Origin of the sequence: Mycolicibacter senuensis (assembly GCF_003284925.1) — a bacterium.
Taxonomy (GTDB): domain Bacteria; phylum Actinomycetota; class Actinomycetes; order Mycobacteriales; family Mycobacteriaceae; genus Mycobacterium; species Mycobacterium algericum_A.
On sequence record NZ_QMEX01000089.1, the window covers coordinates 1 to 16,084 of the forward strand.

The following is a 16,084-nucleotide window of genomic DNA, read 5'->3' on the forward strand; positions in this document are numbered from 1 at the left end:
GCTGGGGTGCGCCGCCGTCGCGCAGTTCGTCGATGAGCCCGCGCACCAGCCGGGCCAACCGTGGATTCGCGTTCGGGGTGACCGCGCGGGCGTAGGCGATGCCGGCCGCCTGCGCCTGCTCTTGCACCTCGGTGTCGAGATCCCAGAGCACCTCGATGTTGTCGCTGAGAAATCCGATGGGGCACACGATCACCGCGCGGATCCCCGATTCGGCGAGCACGGCGACATGCGCCTCGACGTCGGGCTCCAGCCAGGGCACCTGCGGCGGCCCGGAGCGTGACTGCCACACCTGGTCATAGTCGGTGTATCCGGCCGCCGCCGCCACCAGGGCGGTCGCGTGAGCGACCTGGCGGCTGTAGAGCCGCCGCCCGTAGCGTTCGTCGGCGGCCACCGGTATCGAGTGCGCGGTGAACACCAGCCGGGCAGTGTCTCGCAGGCCGGCCGGCAGCGTGGCGGCGGCGGCGGCGATCGCCTCGGCGAACATCGCCACGAACAACGGATGGTCGAAGTACTGGCGCAGTTTGATCAGTTCCGGGGCGCGCTCACCAACGGCGGCCCGTGCCCGGGCGATGTCTTGTGAGTACTGATCGCAGCCGGAATATCCGCCCCAGGCCGAGGTGGCGAACACCGCGGCGCGGCGCACCCCGTCATCGGCCATCGCCGAGACCGTGTCCTCGACGAAGGGCTCCCAGTTGCGGTTACCGAAATAGACCGGCAATTCCGGCAATTCGGCGCGCATTGCGTCGGCCAGCGCTCGGTTGATCGCATTGATCGGCGACACCCCACCGAAGTGCAGATAGTGCTGTGCGACCGCGTCGAGTCGCTCCGCCGGGATGTTTCGTCCGCGGGTGACGTTCTCCAGGAACGGCCGGACCTGCTCGGGTCCCTCGGGTCCGCCGAAGGACAGCAGCAGGACGGCGTCGAGGTCCATCCGGAATCCGTTTAGAGCAGCTGGGTGTGGGCGCCGCCGTCGGCGTAGATGACGGTGCCGGTGGTGGCGGGCAGCCAGTCCGACAGCAGTGCGCAGACGGTCTTGGCCACCGGGGTGGGATCTTTCATGTCCCAGCCGACCGGGGCACGCTGATCCCAGCCCTCTTCGAGCAGCCGGATCTGCTCGCCGGCGCCTTCGCCGAGCGCGCCGCCGACGATGGCGCTCATAGCCAGGGTGCGGATCGGGCCGGCCGCAACCAGATTCGACCGCACGCCGGCCGGCCCGGCCTCCCGCGCGACGAAGCGGTTCACCGACTCCAGCGCGCTCTTGGCCACCGTCATCCAGTTGTAGGCCGGCATCGCCCGGGTCGGGTCGAAGTCCATGCCGACGATCGACCCGCCGGGGTTCATGATCGGCAGCGTCGCCTTGGCCAGTGAGGCATAGGAATACGCCGAGATGTGGATGCCCTTGGCGACATCCTCATACGGGGCGTCGAAGAACGGGTTGACGCCCATGCCGGTCTGCGGCATGAACCCGATCGAGTGCACCACGCCGTCGAGCTTGTTGCCCTCCCCGATCACTTCGGTGACGCGTGCCGCCAGCGTGTCCAGGTGCTCCTGGTTCTGCACGTCGAGTTCCAGCAGCGGCGCCGGCTCCGGGAGCCGATCGATGATGCGCTGGATCAGCCGCAGCCGGTCGAAGCCGGTGCAGACCAGCTGCGCGCCGGCCTCCTGGGCTTGTTTGGCGATGTGGAATGCGATCGAGGAGTCGGTGATGATCCCGGTGACCAGGATCCGCTTGCCTTCGAGAATGCCTGCCATGTCAAGTCCTTTTCACTCGGGGGCGTCAGTGGCCCATGCCCATGCCGCCGTCGACGGGGATCACCGCGCCGGCGATGTAGCCGGCATCCTCCGACGCCAGGAAGCTGACCGCCCCGGCGACCTCTTCGGCGGTGCCGACGCGCTTGGCCGGGATGAACTCCAGCGCACCGGCCTGAATCCGCTCGTCGAGCGCGCGGGTCATCTCGGTGTCGATGTAGCCGGGCGCGACGACGTTGGCGGTGACGCCCGCCTTGGACAGTTCCCGCGAGATCGAGCGGGCCATGCCGATCAGACCGGCCTTCGCGGCGGCATAGTTGGCCTGGTTGCCGATGCCCCACATGCCCGACACGGAACCGATGAAGATGATCCGGCCGAACCGCTTGCGCTGCATGCTGCGGCAGGCGCGCTGGGCCACCCGGAACGCCCCGGTCAGGTTGGCGTCGATGACCTCGGTGAAGCGTTCCTCGGTCATGCGCATCAGGAAGGCGTCCTTGGAGATGCCGGCGTTGGACACCAGCACCTCCACCGGGCCCTGGTGCTCCTCGACCTCTTTGAACGCCCGGTCGACGGCCTCGTTGTCGGTGACATCGCAGACCACCCCGAACAGTCCTTCCGGCGCCCCGGAACCGCGGTGGGTCACCGCCACCTTGTGGCCGTCGGCGGCCAGCCGCTGCGCGATCGCCAATCCGATCCCCCGGTTACCGCCGGTGACCAGGACCGAACGGGACACGAACGGGGGCTTTGCTGCGGGCGTTTGGCTGTCAGTCACCGGCATAACCTATCGAATCGACCCGTTGACGCTGCGCTGAGGGCGCGGCCTACTCGCACTTTGGCGCCATGAGCGCAGCGTGAATGATGGACGACTCAGGCGGGCAGCCGCCGGTTCAGCAGCAGCGCGGCCAGCCCGGCCAGCGCCAGGATGAATGAGCCCAGCCGCAGCCAGCCGGTGCTGGCGTCGCCGCGGATGGTTTCGAAGCCGATCTGGTCCTGCAGGGTCGCGTAGACCTCTTTGAGCTGGGCCAGGCTGGAGGCGGTGTAGGCGGTGCCGCCGGACAGGTCGGCGATCTTCTTCAGCGAGTCGTCGTCGACGGGCACCGGCTGGCGCTGCTCGTTGATCTCGACGTAGCCGTAGGCGGTGCCGAACGAGATGGTCGAGACCGGGACGCCCTGGTCCTTGGCGGTACGCGCCGCGGTGAACGACCCCTTGGGGTTGTCCGGGTTGGACGGCACGGTCTCCTTGCCGTCGGACAGCAGCACGATGCGGGCCGGCGGTGGGGTGTCCCCGCCGCCGATGACCGCTCCCACGGTGGCGATCGCCTGCAGCGCGGTGAAGATGCCCTCCCCGGTCGCGGTCCGGTCGGCCAGCTGCAGCTTGTCGATCGCCGCCTTGGTGGCCTCCCGGTTGGTGGTGGGCGAGGTCAGCACGGTCGCCGTGCCGGCGTAGGCGATCAGGCCCAGGTTGATGCCGGGGGTGAGCTCGTCGGCGAACTGCTTGCCGGCCTCCTGCGCCGCAGCCAGCCGGGTCGGTTCGACGTCGGTGGCCCGCATCGACTGGGACACGTCGATCACCAGCATCACCACCGCGCGGTTGCGCGGGATCTTCACGTCGTGGGTCGGGCCGGCCATGGCGACGGTGAACAGCAGCAGCGAGCAGATCAGCAGTATCGCCGACAGGTGCCGCCAGCGCGTCGGCGATTTGGGGGCCACGCTCTCCAGCAGCTCCATGTTGGCGAACCGCAGGATCCGTCGCTGGCGCGCCACCTGCATCAGGATGTAGAGCGCGACCAGGCCCATGACGACGAACAGGAACAGGAAGAACCATGGGTGAGCGAAGCCGGACAGTGTCATCGGCCCGAGTAGCGGCAATGTCATCGCAGACCTGTCTTTTGGTCGGCGAACAGTCGCGAAAGCCCCCATTCAGTGGCTGAAATCGGGGCTTTCACGTCTGCTCGCCGGGGGAAGGTGAGCATCATGGCGCGCCCGCCAGCGCGCCGCGCCGGCGGGACTCGACGAATCGGACGATGTCGGCGATCCAGTCGCGGTCGGTGCGCAGTGACAACAACGGCGCACCACAGCTGCGCAACGCGTGCGCGACGTCGGCGCGGTGGGCGGCGGCGGCCCGCGCGAAGTCGTCGCGCAGTTTGGCGTCGATGGTGAACTCGCGGGTGACGCCCGATTCGGTGTCCTGCAGCACCACGTCGCCGACGTCGGGCAGTTCGACGTCGCGCGGGTCGAGCACCTCGATACCGAGCACCTCGTGGCGGGCGGCGATCGCGCGCAGTGGCCGCATCCAGTTGATCGGACCCAAAAAGTCGCTGATGACGACGGCCATGCCGCGCCGGCGTTCCGGCCGGCGCAGCGCGTCGATCGCCGCGGCCAGATCGCCGCGAACCCCGGCCGGCGCGCGCGGGATGGTGGCGATGGTGCGCAGCAGCGTCTGCTCGTGGTTGCGCCCCGAGCGCGCCGGCACCCGCAGCACCTGGTCGCCGTTGGCCACCAGGGCCCCCAGCCGGTTACCGCCGCCGCTGTTGAGGTAGACGATGGCCGCGGCCGCGGCCACCGCCAGGTCGCGCTTCTCGCAGGTGGCGGTGCCGAAATCCATGCTGGCCGACATATCGACGACCAGCCAGGTCTCCAGCTCCCGGTCGGCGATCATCTGCCGGACGTGCGGATGAGTGGTCCGGGCCGTGACCGACCAGTCCATCCGGCGCACGTCGTCGCCCGGCTGGTAGGGCCGCGATTCGCCCGGCTCGGAGCCCGGGCCGGGGATCAACCCGAGGTGATCGCCGTGCAGCACGCCGTCGAGCTTGCGTTTGACGGTCAGCTCAAGCGTCCGCAGCGCGGCCGCCAATTTGGGATCGCGGATCCCCCCGCGCAGCATCGACGGCGGTGCGGTGCTGGTTCCCGGGTCTGGTGCTTGCTGCCCGGTGTCCGGGTCGCTCACCGACCGCTGGCCACAGCCGCCGCGGTCGGGGCACCCGGCGACGCCGAGTGCGGCTGCTGCGGAACGGCGTTCACCTGCGGCAGTGGCACCGTCTGCAGCACCCGGTTGATGACGATCTCCGAGGTGATCTCGTCGGCGAGCGCGTCGTAGGACAGCACCAGCCGGTGGCGCAGCACGTCGGGGATGACCTCGATGACGTCCTGCGGGATCACATAGTCGCGGCCGCGCACCAGAGCCAGCGCCCGGGAGGCGGCGATGATGCCCAGCGAAGCGCGCGGCGAGGCACCGAAGGACAGCCAGTTCTTCACATCCGGCATGCCGAACTGCTCGGGTACCCGCGTCGCGGTGATCACCCGCACCACGTAGTCGACCAGCGCGTGGTGCACGAAGTTGTTGGCCGCCAGGCCCTGCAACCGCAGCAGGTCACCGGTGCCGAGAATCTGCTTGGGTTCCGGCGGGGTGACACCCATCCGGTAGATGATCTCGCGCTCCTCTTCCGGCGACGGGTAGCCGACGTTGATCTTGAACAGGAAGCGGTCGCGCTGCGCCTCCGGCAGCGGGTAGACGCCCTCGTGCTCGATCGGGTTCTGGGTGGCCATCACCAGGAACGGGTTGGGCAGGGCGAACGTCTTGCCGCCGATGGACACCTTGCGCTCCTGCATGACCTCCAGCAGCGCCGACTGCACCTTGGCCGGCGCCCGGTTGATCTCGTCGGCCAGCAGGAAGTTGACCATCACCGGCCCCAGTTCGGTGTCGAACTCCTCGCGGCCCTGCCGGTAGATGCGGGTCCCGATGATGTCGGTCGGGACCAGGTCCGGGGTGAACTGGATGCGGGCGAACGACCCGCCGACCACCTTGGCGAAGGTCTCCACGGCCAGCGTCTTGGCCACCCCGGGCACGCCCTCGAGCAGCACGTGGCCCCGGGCCAGCAGTCCGACCAGGATGCGCTCGACGAGCTGATCCTGCCCGACGATGACACGTTTGACCTCGAAGATGGCCCGCTCCAGTGCGTGTACGTCGGCGGCCAGGCCTGCGCCGGCGCTGGAGGCACCCTCCGGGCCGGGGAAACCGCTGGCGCCCGCGGGCGTCCCATCCGATGACGTCATCGAGAAATCCTCCACAAAGGTCGGTCAGACACAACTGCTGGCACGGCACTCCAGCCGAGGGGCAGCGTCGTGCCCGCGTTTCACTATTCCAGGGATCACAGCATCCGTCGACGTACGGTCCCACCCGGGTGCGTCAGTACTCGATGATCCGGGTCAGATACGGCGTCATCCCGGCGGTCCGCACCGGGCTGACGACGACCTTGCCGGCACTGCCGGAGGCCTCCAGCATCTTGCCGCCGCCCAGGAAGATGGCGACGTGCTGACCACCGCCGGGACCCCAGAACATCAGGTCGCCGCGGCGGGCCTGGCTGGGTGGAATGTGCCGGCCGGCGTTGTACTGGTCGCCGGAGAACCGTGGGATCAGCACCCCGACACCGGCGAAGGCGTAGCGCATCAGTCCCGAGCAGTCGAAGCCGACCGTGCCCGCCCCGGAGTCGATGCCCTTACTGGGCCCGGTCAGCGAGCCGCCGCCCCAGGAGTAGGGCACCCCGCGCTGCGAGCCGGCGCGGCGGATGACGTACTCGATGGCCTGCTGGCCCCGCACCCGCCGGCCGGGTGCGACGTTGCTGACGGCCTCGTCTCCGACGTTGAAGCCGAGGCCGGACAAGAACTTTTTGCCCAGGTCCATCGTGGTCTGGGTGGCCTGGGCGGTGGCCTGTAACGACGCGTTGGCGATCGCCAGCGGGTCACCCGGCGCTCCGGCGCTGATCGTCGCCGGCAGGGTCGGGTCCCACCCGGGTTCGGCCTCGGCCGGCCCGGCCAGACTCAACATCACCGGGATCGCCATGAGCAGCATCCCGGTGACGCGGGCTAGACGTGTTGCCATCTGTCGCATTCGCTCCGCCGTCAGTATTCGATGTATCGGACTACAAAGGGCGTCATGCCGCTCTTACGCACCGGCGACACCTTCACGGGCTGGCCCACGTCGGGGGCCTCCAACATCAAGCCGTTACCGAGATAGAGCGTCACGTGCTGGCTCCCACCCGGCCCGTAGAAGATGACGTCGCCGCGGCGCGCCATCGCCGTCGGGATCTGGCGGCCCATCTTGTACTGCGAGCCCGAGTAGTGCGGCAGCTTGATGCCCACCCCGGCGAACGCGTACAGGATCAGCCCGGAGCAGTCGAATCCCACGGTGCCCGAACCGGATCCGATGCCGCGACTCGGCCCCGCGGCGTTGCCACCGCCCCACGAGTAGGGCACGCCGCGCTGCGACATCCCGCGCCGGATCACATATTCGGAGGCCTGCCTGCCGTACACCCGCGGGATGCGGCCGTTGTTGATGCCGGAGTCCTCGGGCTTGGCCAGCCCGAGCGACTGCAGGAACTGGCGGCCGAGGTTCGAGGTCACCTGCGCCGACGTCTGCGAGATCCCGAGCACCTGGTTGATGACGGCGATCGGGTCGCCGGGGACGTTGGCGCTGGGAATCATCGGCAGCGTCGGGTCCCAGGGGCCGTCCCACTGGTCGGTCCGCTTGGCGGGCGCGGGGCCTGCGTCGCCGGGATTGCCCCACCGGTCACCGGACGGGGCGGAGGCGGCCGGGGACGTCTGCTGGCCGCGGGCGGCGGCGAGCTTGGCCTGGGCCTCGTTGCGCTGCGCGGCCAACCGATCGATCTCGGCCTGCTGTTCGCCGAACTTGCGCTGGGTGTCGGTGAGCGTGGCCACCGCGTCGTCCTGGCTGGCCTGCGCGTTGGCGACCGCCTGGTCGGCCTTCTGCTTGGCCAGCCGGGCGGCCGACTCCTTGTTCAGTTGCTCGGTGCGGGCCCGCTTGAGGTTGTCCAGCGCCTGTTGGGAACTGAGCACCAGCGTCTGGCCGGCGGCCGCGGTGGCGATCAGCTCCGACGGGTCGCGCGCGGTCAGGTAACTCTCCGACGGGCCATTGACGTAGGTCGACGCGGCGAAGGTGTTGAACCGCCGCTGGGCGGCGACGATCGCGGCGTCGGCATCGGCGATCGCCTGCCGGCCGGCCTCCACCTCCTGTTGGGCGGCGGTCGCGTCCTCGCGGGCGGTCTGCAGGTCCACCAGCGCCTTGTTGACGCCTTCCTTCTGTTGGGCGATCTGGGCGCCCAGATCCTGCAGCTGCTGGTTGGCCTCGGCGACGTCGGCGATCAGCCGGGCGATTCCGTCCGGGTCGGGGGTGGGTACGGCGGCCGCCAGCCCGGGCGTGCCCAGCAGCATCGCGGTCGTCAGCACCGATGCCGCGGCCGGCCGGAGCTTGACGACCCGCTCGAGGACAGTGCCATCGGAGCCACAGCGGATGCGTCTCATTCGGCTTGGATCTCCTCGGACTCTCGGCAGGCGGCGCCGCGCTTCGACCGGCGGCAAAGCACTGTTGCAACAGCTGCGCCTTTTGAACCATACGTCACATCAGTCACTGGAGAAACGTTAGTAACAAACTACGTTATTGTAATTAAGCCGGTTGTGACCAATTGGTGACCTAGCTATTTGCCGCAGCGCAAATGACAGCCGCCATCCCTCGCCCGAGACGCTGGGTTTTCGCAGCGCAAGCCGCTACTCGGTGACCTCGCCGCTGTCGAAGGCACGTTTGCTGCGCCGCTGCAGAACGCGGGTGCCGACGGCCGCGGCAGCCACCGCGATGAGCAATGCCACCGTCAGCCCCGTCCACGGCAGATCGGGGGTGGTCAATTCATGCAGGAAATTCTGCGCGGAGGTCACCGGGTCGCCGGTTTTGGCGTGGTCCTCGGCGGCCTCCAATTTCGATCGGTGGAACTGGCCGCTGTAGCTGCCGACGTAAGTGGTACTGAGCACCAGCACGGTGGAATCCGGGTAGTCGTAGCCGACCACCGTGGCGACGTCGCGCAGCGCGGTGTCCATCCCGGGGTTGCGGGCGACCTCGACGATCTTGAGGTCGATGCCGTCGCGGGCCGCATCGGCCACCACCTCGCGCAGGGCCGGTACGTCGGCGGCCGGCGCGCTCACCCCGTCGGCGGCCACGGCGACCTTCACCAGCGCCATGCAGGCATCCGGCGGGGTGGACGGGTCGAGACCGACGGCGATGCAGAGCTCGCCGGGAATGTAGGCCGGCGGATGCGGGGTGGTCACGAGCGATGACGGTATCAACCCTCACCAGGTGAGGTGAACCTTACTTTATACAGGACAACCGTACTGTTAGGGTTTGTGACGCCCGTCGGCGCGGACCCGTCGATGGAGGAGAACTCGATCTCGGGGAGTGGAAGTGACCAGCAAAGATTCGCTGAATTCGTTCGGAGCCCGCGACACCCTGACGGTAGGGGATGACGAATATCAGATCTACCGCCTCGACGCCGTCCCCGGCACCGAGAAACTCCCCTACAGCCTCAAGGTGCTGGCCGAGAACCTGCTGCGCACCGAGGACGGCGCCAACATCACCAAAGAGCACATCAACGCGATCGCCAACTGGGACCCGGCCGCCGAGCCCAGCGTCGAGATCCAGTTCACCCCCGCCCGGGTGGTCATGCAGGACTTCACCGGTGTGCCCTGCATCGTCGACCTGGCCACCATGCGCGAAGCCGTCGCGGAGCTGGGCGGTGACCCCGAGAAGGTCAACCCGCTGGCCCCGGCCGAGCTGGTGATCGACCACTCGGTGATCCTGGACGTCTTCGGGCGCGCCGACGCATTCGAGCGCAACGTGGAGCTGGAGTACCAGCGCAACGGCGAGCGCTACCAATTCCTGCGCTGGGGCCAGGGCGCCTTCGACGACTTCAAGGTGGTGCCGCCGGGCACCGGCATCGTCCACCAGGTCAACATCGAGTACCTGGCCCGCACCGTGATGGTGCGCGACGGGGTGGCGTACCCGGACACCTGTGTTGGCACCGACAGCCACACCACCATGGTCAACGGCCTCGGGGTGCTGGGCTGGGGCGTCGGCGGCATCGAGGCCGAGGCCGCCATGCTGGGCCAGCCGGTGTCGATGCTGATCCCCCGGGTGGTCGGGTTCAAGCTGACCGGTGAGATCAAGCCGGGCGTGACCGCCACCGACGTGGTGCTGACCGTCACCGACATGCTGCGCCGCCACGGCGTGGTGGGCAAGTTCGTCGAGTTCTACGGCAAGGGCGTGGCCGAGGTGCCGCTGGCCAACCGCGCCACCCTGGGCAACATGAGCCCCGAATTCGGTTCCACCGCAGCGATTTTCCCGATCGATGCCGAGACGATCAACTACCTGCGGCTGACCGGGCGCAGCGAGCAGCAACTGGCGCTGGTGGAGGCCTACGCCAAGGCGCAGGGCATGTGGCACGACCCGGCTCGCGAGCCGGCCTACTCCGAGTACATCGAGCTGGACCTGGGCACCGTCGTTCCCTCGATCGCCGGGCCGAAGCGCCCGCAGGACCGCATCGAGCTCTCCGACGCGAAAACCGCGTTCCGCAAAGACATTCACAACTACGTCGGTGAGGACAGCGACGCCCCGCACAGCCAGCTCGACGAGGCCGTGGCCGAATCGTTCCCCGCATCCGACCCCGCGGTGCTGTCGTTCGCCGACGACGACGCGGCGGTGCCGTCGGCGGCGCAGAACTGCGACGGCCGGCCCAGCAAGCCGGTCAAGGTGTCCTCGGCCGAGCACGGTGACTTCGTGCTCGACCACGGCGCCGTCGTCGTCGCCGGCATCACCTCGTGCACCAACACCTCCAACCCCGAGGTGATGCTGGGGGCCGCGCTGTTGGCGAAGAAGGCCGTCGAGAAGGGGCTGACCTCCAAACCGTGGGTCAAGACCAACATGGCGCCGGGCTCGCAGGTGGTGACCGACTACTACAACAAGGCCGGCCTGTGGCCCTACCTGGAGAAGCTCGGCTTCTACCTGGGCGGCTACGGCTGCACCACCTGCATCGGCAACACCGGGCCGCTGCCCGATGAGATCTCGAGGGCCATCAACGACAACGACCTGTCGGTGACGGCGGTGCTCTCGGGTAACCGCAACTTCGAGGGCCGCATCCAGCCGGACGTGAAGATGAACTACCTGGCTTCGCCGCCGCTGGTCATCGCCTACGCCATCGCCGGCACCATGGACTTCGACTTCGAGACCCAGCCGCTGGGGCGCGACTCCGAGGGCAACGACGTCTTCTTGAAGGACATCTGGCCCTCCACCGCTGAGATCCAGGAGACCATCGCCTCCTCGATCGACCGCGACATGTTCACCAAGTCCTACGCCGACGTGTTCAAAGGTGACGAGCGCTGGCGCTCACTGCCGACGCCGGAGGGCAACACCTTCGCCTGGGACGAGAAGTCGACCTACGTGCGCAAGGCACCGTACTTCGACGGTATGCCCGCCGAACCGGCGCCGGTGGCCGACATCACCGGCGCCCGAGTGCTTGCGCTGCTGGGAGATTCGGTCACCACCGACCACATCTCGCCCGCCGGCGCGATCAAGAAGGGCACCCCGGCGGCCCAGTACCTCGAGGCCAACGGTGTCAGCCCGCGCGACTACAACTCGCTGGGCTCGCGGCGCGGCAACCACGAGGTGATGATCCGCGGCACGTTCGCCAACATCCGGCTCAGCAACCAGGTGCTCGCCGGATTGGGGGAAGTCGTGTCCGGCGGCTACACCCGCGACTTCACCCAGGAGGGCGGCCCGCAGGCCTTCATCTTCGATGCCGCGCAGAACTATGCGGCGCAGAATATTCCGCTGGTCGTGCTGGGCGGCAAGGAGTACGGCTCCGGGTCCTCGCGCGACTGGGCCGCCAAGGGCACCGTGCTGTTGGGGGTGCGGGCGGTGATCACCGAGTCGTTCGAGCGCATCCACCGTTCCAACCTGATCGGTATGGGGGTGATCCCGCTGCAGTTCCCCGCCGGTGAGTCCGCGGCGTCGCTGAAGCTGGACGGCACGGAGGTCTTCGACATCACCGGTATCGAGGAACTCAACCAGGGCAAGACGCCGAAGACGGTGCACGTCAAGGCTACGAAAGCTGACGGATCTGCAGTCGAGTTCGACGCGGTGGTGCGCATCGACACCCCGGGCGAGGCCGACTACTACCGCAACGGCGGCATCCTGCAATACGTGCTGCGCAACATGCTCAGGTCGAAGTAACCGGCGTAGGCGACGGGTGAGCTGATGCCCAGGGTCAGCGAGGATCACCTGGCGGCCCGGCGCCGCCAGATCCTCGATGGCGCGCGGCGGTGCTTCGCCGCCTACGGCTACGACGGGGCCACGGTGCGCCGTCTGGAGCAGACGGTCGGGCTGTCGCGGGGGGCGATCTTCCATCACTTCCGTGACAAGGACACGCTGTTCTTCGAGCTGGCCCAAGAGGACGCCGCGCAGATGGCGGAGGTGGCCGCCCGCGAGGGCCTGATCGGCGTGATGCGGGACATGCTGGCCGCCCCCGAGCAGTACGACTGGCTGGCCACCCGGCTGGAGATCGCGCGCAAACTGCGCCATGACCCGGAGTTCAGCCGCGGCTGGGCGGAGCGGTCAGCCGAATTGTCCGCTGCCACAACGGATCGGCTGAATCGGCAGAAGCAGGCCGGCCGGCTGCGCGACGACGTTCCCGCCGACGTGCTGCATACCTATCTGGACCTGGTGCTCGACGGCCTGGTGGCACGGCTGGCCTCCGGCGAGGACCCGCAACGGTTGTCCGCGGTCCTCGACCTGGTAGAGGCTTCGGTGCGGCAGCGCTGATGCGCCGCTAGCGCGACCGGGTGCGGTGATTGGGACCGCCGCGGCTGCGCATCGCGACACCCGACTCCCGCAGCATGCTGTGCACGGAGCCGTACGATCGCCCGGTGGACGCCGCCAGGCTGCGGATGCTGGCCCCGCCCTCGTAGGCGTTGCGCAACTCGACCAGCTGCCGGTCGCGCAGCTTGTCCGGCTTCGTCGTCGCCACGTCCCCTCACCATCCCCTCGCTGAGTCAACGGCTTCAGCGTAAGAAGGCATCGGCGATACCGGGCGAGTTTTGCTGAAATCCCGGGGATCCGGTGCGGCACGGCCGGCGGTGGTTCAGGCCAGCTCGATCAGATCACGGTAGTCGGCCGACCAGTGGTCCTCGGTGCCGTCGGGCAGCAACACCACCCGCTGCGGGTCGAGCGCCTCGGCCGCCCCCGGATCATGGGTGACCAGCACGACGGCCCCGGTGTAGCTGCGCAGCGCGTCGAGCACCTGTTCCCGCGAGGCGGGGTCGAGGTTGTTGGTCGGCTCGTCGAGCAGCAGCACATTGGCGGCCGACGCCACCAGCCCGGCCAGCGCCAGCCGGGTCTTCTCACCGCCGGACAGCGTGCCGGCCGGCTGGTCCAGCTGCGCGCCGGTGAACATGAACGCGCCCAGCAGTCCGCGCAGATCCTGCTCGGAGGTGTCCGGTGCGGCGTGAACTGTGTTCTCCCACACCGTCGCTGCGTTGTCGATGGTGTCGTGTTCCTGGGCGAAATAGCCGATCTTGCAGCCGTGCCCGGGCTCGAGCTGACCGGCATCGGGGGTTTCCACCCCGGCCAGCACCCGCAGCAGCGTGGTCTTGCCGGCGCCGTTGAGGCCCAGCACGACCACCCGCGATCCCCGGTCGATCGCCAGGTCCACGCCGCTGAACACCTCCAGCGAGCCGTACATCTTGGTCAGCCCACTGGCCATCAGCGGCGTTTTTCCGCACGCGGCCGGCGTCGGGAACTTGATCCGGGCCACCTTGTCGGCGACGCGTTCCTCGTCCAGGGCGGCCAACATCCGATCGGCGCGGCGCAGCATGTTCTGTGCGGCAACGGCTTTGGTGGCCTTGGCGCCCAGCTTCGCCGCCTGGGTGCGCAGCGCGGCGACCTTGCGTTCGGCGTTGGCGCGCTCGCGGCGGCGGCGCTGCTCATCGGTGGCCCGGGCGTCGAGGTACTTCTGCCAGCCCATGTTGTAGATGTCGGCCTCACCGCGCACCGCGTCGAGAAACCACACCCGGTTGACCACGTCGGCCAGCAGATCCACGTCGTGACTGATCAGCACCAGTCCCCCGCTGTGGCCCTTCAAGAAGTCGCGCAGCCAGCCGATCGAATCGGCGTCGAGGTGGTTGGTCGGTTCGTCGAGCAGCAGCGTGGTGTCCGAACCGGCGCCGCCGGAACCACCCTCGCCGGCGGCGAACAGAATGCGGGCCAACTCCACCCGGCGGCGCTGGCCGCCGGACAGGGTGCGCAGCGGCTGGGTCAGCACCCGCTCCTGCAGGCCCAGGCTGGTGCAGATCCGGCCCGCCTCGCTCTCGGCGGCATAGCCGCCCAGCGCGGCGAACCGCTCCTCGAGTTGGCCGTAGCGGCGGATGGCACGGTCGCGCTCGGCGTCGTCGACGACTTCGGCCATCAACACCTGCTGCTTTTCCAGGTCGACCAGGATGGTGTCGAGACCGCGCGCCGACAGCACCCGATCCCGGGCCAGCACATCGAGATTGCCCTCACGCGGATCCTGCGGCAGGTAACCGACCTCACCGGTGCGGGTGATGGTGCCCGCGTAGGGCTCGCCCTCACCGGCGAGGATGCGCAGCGTGGTCGTCTTGCCGGCGCCGTTGCGGCCGACCAGCCCGATCCGGTCGCCGGGCTGCACCCGCAACACCGAGTCCACCGAGTCGAGCAGCGTGCGCGCGCCGGCGCGGACCTCCAGGCCCGTTGCGGTAATCACGCGCGTACTCCTGTTGCTATTTGTCGTCGGTGAAGACCGGTGGGCGCTTCTCGGCGCGCGCAGCGACGGCTTCCTCGAAGTTGCTGGTCAGCAGGCGCACGTAGAGCTGTCCGAGCCCCTCGGCCTGCATGTGCCCCTCCAGACTACCGGCGTCGAGTCCGCTCCATAACGTCCGCTTGGTCAGTTCGGTGCCCGGCCGGGAGAAACCGGCGATCCGCTCGGCCATGTCATAGCAGGTGTCCAGCAGCGCCGACTGCTCCACCACCTGGGAGACCAAGCCGATTCGCTCCGCCTCCGCGGCGTCGACATCACGGCCGGTGAGCATGATCTCGAAGGCCCGCGACGCCCCGATCGCACGCGGCAGCAGATAACTCAGCCCCAGTTCGCTGGCCGTGAGGCCGTTGTTGATCCCGGCCGCCCGGAAGTAGGCGCCGGTCGCGGCGACCCGGATGTCGGCTGCCAGGGCCAGGCAGAGCCCGCCGCCGATGGCCGCGCCGTTGACCGCCGCGATCACCGGCTGGTGCAGCCGCCGGAACCCCAGGATGATGTCGTCGAGCAGTTCCATCGAGCGCAGCCCGAAACTCGGCCGGGTCAGCCCGGCCACGTGCGGCACCGAACCGGCGGACTTGTGGTCGGCCCCCGAGGAGAACCCCCGGCCCGCGCCGGTGAGCACCACCACGCGCACCGAGTTGTCGTAGCCGATCTGCCCCAGCACCTCGCGCAGCGGCACCATGACGTCGAACGCCATCGAGTTCATCCGCTCCGGGCGGTTCAGCGTGATCAGGGCGACCTGCGGGCGCGGGCGGTCGACGAGGACGAATTCCGAGCCGGACTCAGCGGTAGACACGGATGCACGCTATCGCGTGCCGCGCCTCAGACCTGGTCGGGCTTGTCCTGCTGGGCCTGCGCGGCCAGCGCGGCCTCCACATCGAGGTCCTTCACCTGCTGAACCAGGTGCTCAAGTGCCGCCGGGGGCAGCGCGCCGGCCTGGTTGAACACCAGCGTGCCCTTCTTGAACGCCATCAGGGTGGGGATGGACCGGATCTGGGCGGCGGCGGCCAATTGCTGTTCGGCCTCGGTGTCCACCTTGGCGAACACCACGTCGGGGTGGTTCTCCGAGGCCGACTCGAACGTCGGCGCGAAGGCCTTGCACGGCCCGCACCAGGAGGCCCAGAAATCGACCAGCACGATGTCGTTGTCGGCGATGGTTTCTTCGAATTTCGCTGCGGTCAGGTCTTGAGTTGCCATGATGGGGCCAACGCCCGGGCCTCCCGCGGTGTTCCCGGCCACCGCCGGGAAATGGAGCACCGCTTCACAGCGGGCTCACAGCACAGAGCTAGCTTCGCGCTAACTCGACCATTGACGGTGGTAGCACGTGTCCGGCGGCACCCCGCCGCCGACGTCGACGATCGGAGAAATACTGATGCCCGCCCGCCCCAGCACTTCCGCACCGGCGATCCGCACGCTCACCGGCGCCGCCGCGCTCTTCGCCGCCGCACTGGTCCTCCCGTCCCCGGCACACGCCCAGGGCGATCGCGTCATCGGCCCGGTCACCTCGGTGTCGGGTAACACCTTCGAGGTGGGCCAGCCGGCCGGCACGGCCAAGGTCAGCTGGACCGAGGCCACCCAGGTCTTCGAGTCGGTGCCCGCGCAGCTCGGCGAGATCACCGCCGGCACCTGCGTCAAGGCCGGCGCCGCAACCGACAGCAGCCCCGCCGACA

15 protein-coding genes and 1 pseudogene are annotated in these 16,084 nt (G+C 68.8%); 3 read left to right on the top strand and 13 right to left on the bottom strand.

Features of this window, described 5'->3' with window-relative positions; genetic code table 11:
• The 9 genes from DQP56_RS17205 to DQP56_RS17245 form a co-directional block, all read right to left on the bottom strand.
• Nucleotides 1-931: ferrochelatase (locus DQP56_RS17205; RefSeq protein ID WP_112687438.1), on the bottom strand; the 931-nt coding region annotated here is incomplete at its 3' end.
• A gap of 11 nt (nt 932-942) precedes the next feature.
• Complete coding sequence (inhA, locus tag DQP56_RS17210) at nt 943-1,752, bottom strand: NADH-dependent enoyl-ACP reductase InhA (RefSeq protein ID WP_083039501.1); 810 nt, start codon at nt 1,750-1,752, stop codon at nt 943-945.
• Nucleotides 1,753-1,777: 25 nt separating this feature from the next.
• Entirely contained in the window at nt 1,778-2,521 is a 744-nt protein-coding gene (gene fabG1, locus DQP56_RS17215) for a 3-oxoacyl-ACP reductase FabG1 (RefSeq protein ID WP_205868905.1), read from the bottom strand.
• A gap of 95 nt (nt 2,522-2,616) precedes the next feature.
• Nucleotides 2,617-3,624: a VWA domain-containing protein gene (locus DQP56_RS17220; RefSeq protein ID WP_112687442.1), complete on the bottom strand. Its 1,008-nt coding sequence runs from the start codon at nt 3,622-3,624 to the stop codon at nt 2,617-2,619.
• Between the two features lie 97 nt (nt 3,625-3,721).
• Nucleotides 3,722-4,633 (bottom strand): DUF58 domain-containing protein, encoded by a 912-nt coding sequence (locus DQP56_RS17225; RefSeq protein WP_112687458.1) that lies wholly within the window; start codon nt 4,631-4,633, stop codon nt 3,722-3,724.
• 59 nt (nt 4,634-4,692) lie between these two features.
• Nucleotides 4,693-5,802, bottom strand: coding sequence for a chaperone MoxR1 (gene moxR1, locus DQP56_RS17230; RefSeq protein WP_112687460.1), 1,110 nt, complete (start codon nt 5,800-5,802; stop codon nt 4,693-4,695).
• Nucleotides 5,803-5,935: 133 nt separating this feature from the next.
• Nucleotides 5,936-6,598, bottom strand: coding sequence for an NlpC/P60 family peptidoglycan endopeptidase RipB (ripB, locus tag DQP56_RS17235; RefSeq protein ID WP_435673877.1), 663 nt, complete (start codon nt 6,596-6,598; stop codon nt 5,936-5,938).
• A 50-nt stretch (nt 6,599-6,648) separates the two neighbouring features.
• On the bottom strand, nt 6,649-8,067 hold the full coding sequence (gene ripA / locus DQP56_RS17240; RefSeq protein ID WP_112687446.1) for an NlpC/P60 family peptidoglycan endopeptidase RipA: 1,419 nt from the start codon (nt 8,065-8,067) through the stop codon (nt 6,649-6,651).
• 243 nt (nt 8,068-8,310) lie between these two features.
• The gene (locus DQP56_RS17245) at nt 8,311-8,817 is read right to left on the bottom strand and encodes an Rv1476 family membrane protein (RefSeq protein WP_353617178.1); all 507 of its coding nucleotides are present in this window, start codon (nt 8,815-8,817) and stop codon (nt 8,311-8,313) included.
• Between the two features lie 196 nt (nt 8,818-9,013).
• Here DQP56_RS17245 and acnA point away from each other — a divergent pair, with 196 nt between their 5' ends.
• Both acnA and DQP56_RS17255 read left to right on the top strand, forming a co-directional pair.
• Nucleotides 9,014-11,818, top strand: coding sequence for an aconitate hydratase AcnA (gene acnA, locus DQP56_RS17250; protein WP_286167779.1), 2,805 nt, complete (start codon nt 9,014-9,016; stop codon nt 11,816-11,818).
• 24 nt (nt 11,819-11,842) lie between these two features.
• On the top strand, nt 11,843-12,406 hold the full coding sequence (locus tag DQP56_RS17255; protein WP_083039527.1) for a TetR/AcrR family transcriptional regulator: 564 nt from the start codon (nt 11,843-11,845) through the stop codon (nt 12,404-12,406).
• 7 nt (nt 12,407-12,413) lie between these two features.
• Here DQP56_RS17255 and DQP56_RS17260 read toward each other — a convergent pair whose 3' ends face one another.
• The 4 genes from DQP56_RS17260 to trxA all read right to left on the bottom strand — a co-directional run bounded on the left by DQP56_RS17260 (nt 12,414) and on the right by trxA (nt 15,611).
• Nucleotides 12,414-12,611 (bottom strand): helix-turn-helix domain-containing protein, encoded by a 198-nt coding sequence (locus DQP56_RS17260; RefSeq protein WP_112687450.1) that lies wholly within the window; start codon nt 12,609-12,611, stop codon nt 12,414-12,416.
• A 114-nt stretch (nt 12,612-12,725) separates the two neighbouring features.
• Entirely contained in the window at nt 12,726-14,363 is a 1,638-nt protein-coding gene (locus DQP56_RS17265; protein ID WP_112687452.1) for an ABC-F family ATP-binding cassette domain-containing protein, read from the bottom strand.
• 16 nt (nt 14,364-14,379) lie between these two features.
• Nucleotides 14,380-15,210 carry an enoyl-CoA hydratase gene (locus DQP56_RS17270; protein WP_112687454.1) on the bottom strand — a complete coding sequence of 277 codons (831 nt, stop codon included), beginning with the start codon at nt 15,208-15,210 and terminating at the stop codon, nt 14,380-14,382.
• 26 nt (nt 15,211-15,236) lie between these two features.
• Nucleotides 15,237-15,611, bottom strand: coding sequence for a thioredoxin (gene trxA / locus DQP56_RS17275; protein ID WP_112687456.1), 375 nt, complete (start codon nt 15,609-15,611; stop codon nt 15,237-15,239).
• Nucleotides 15,612-15,738: 127 nt separating this feature from the next.
• Between trxA and DQP56_RS17280 the strand changes: the two are divergent.
• Nucleotides 15,739-16,084 (top strand): annotated as a pseudogene (locus DQP56_RS17280) (hypothetical protein); the annotation flags it as partial.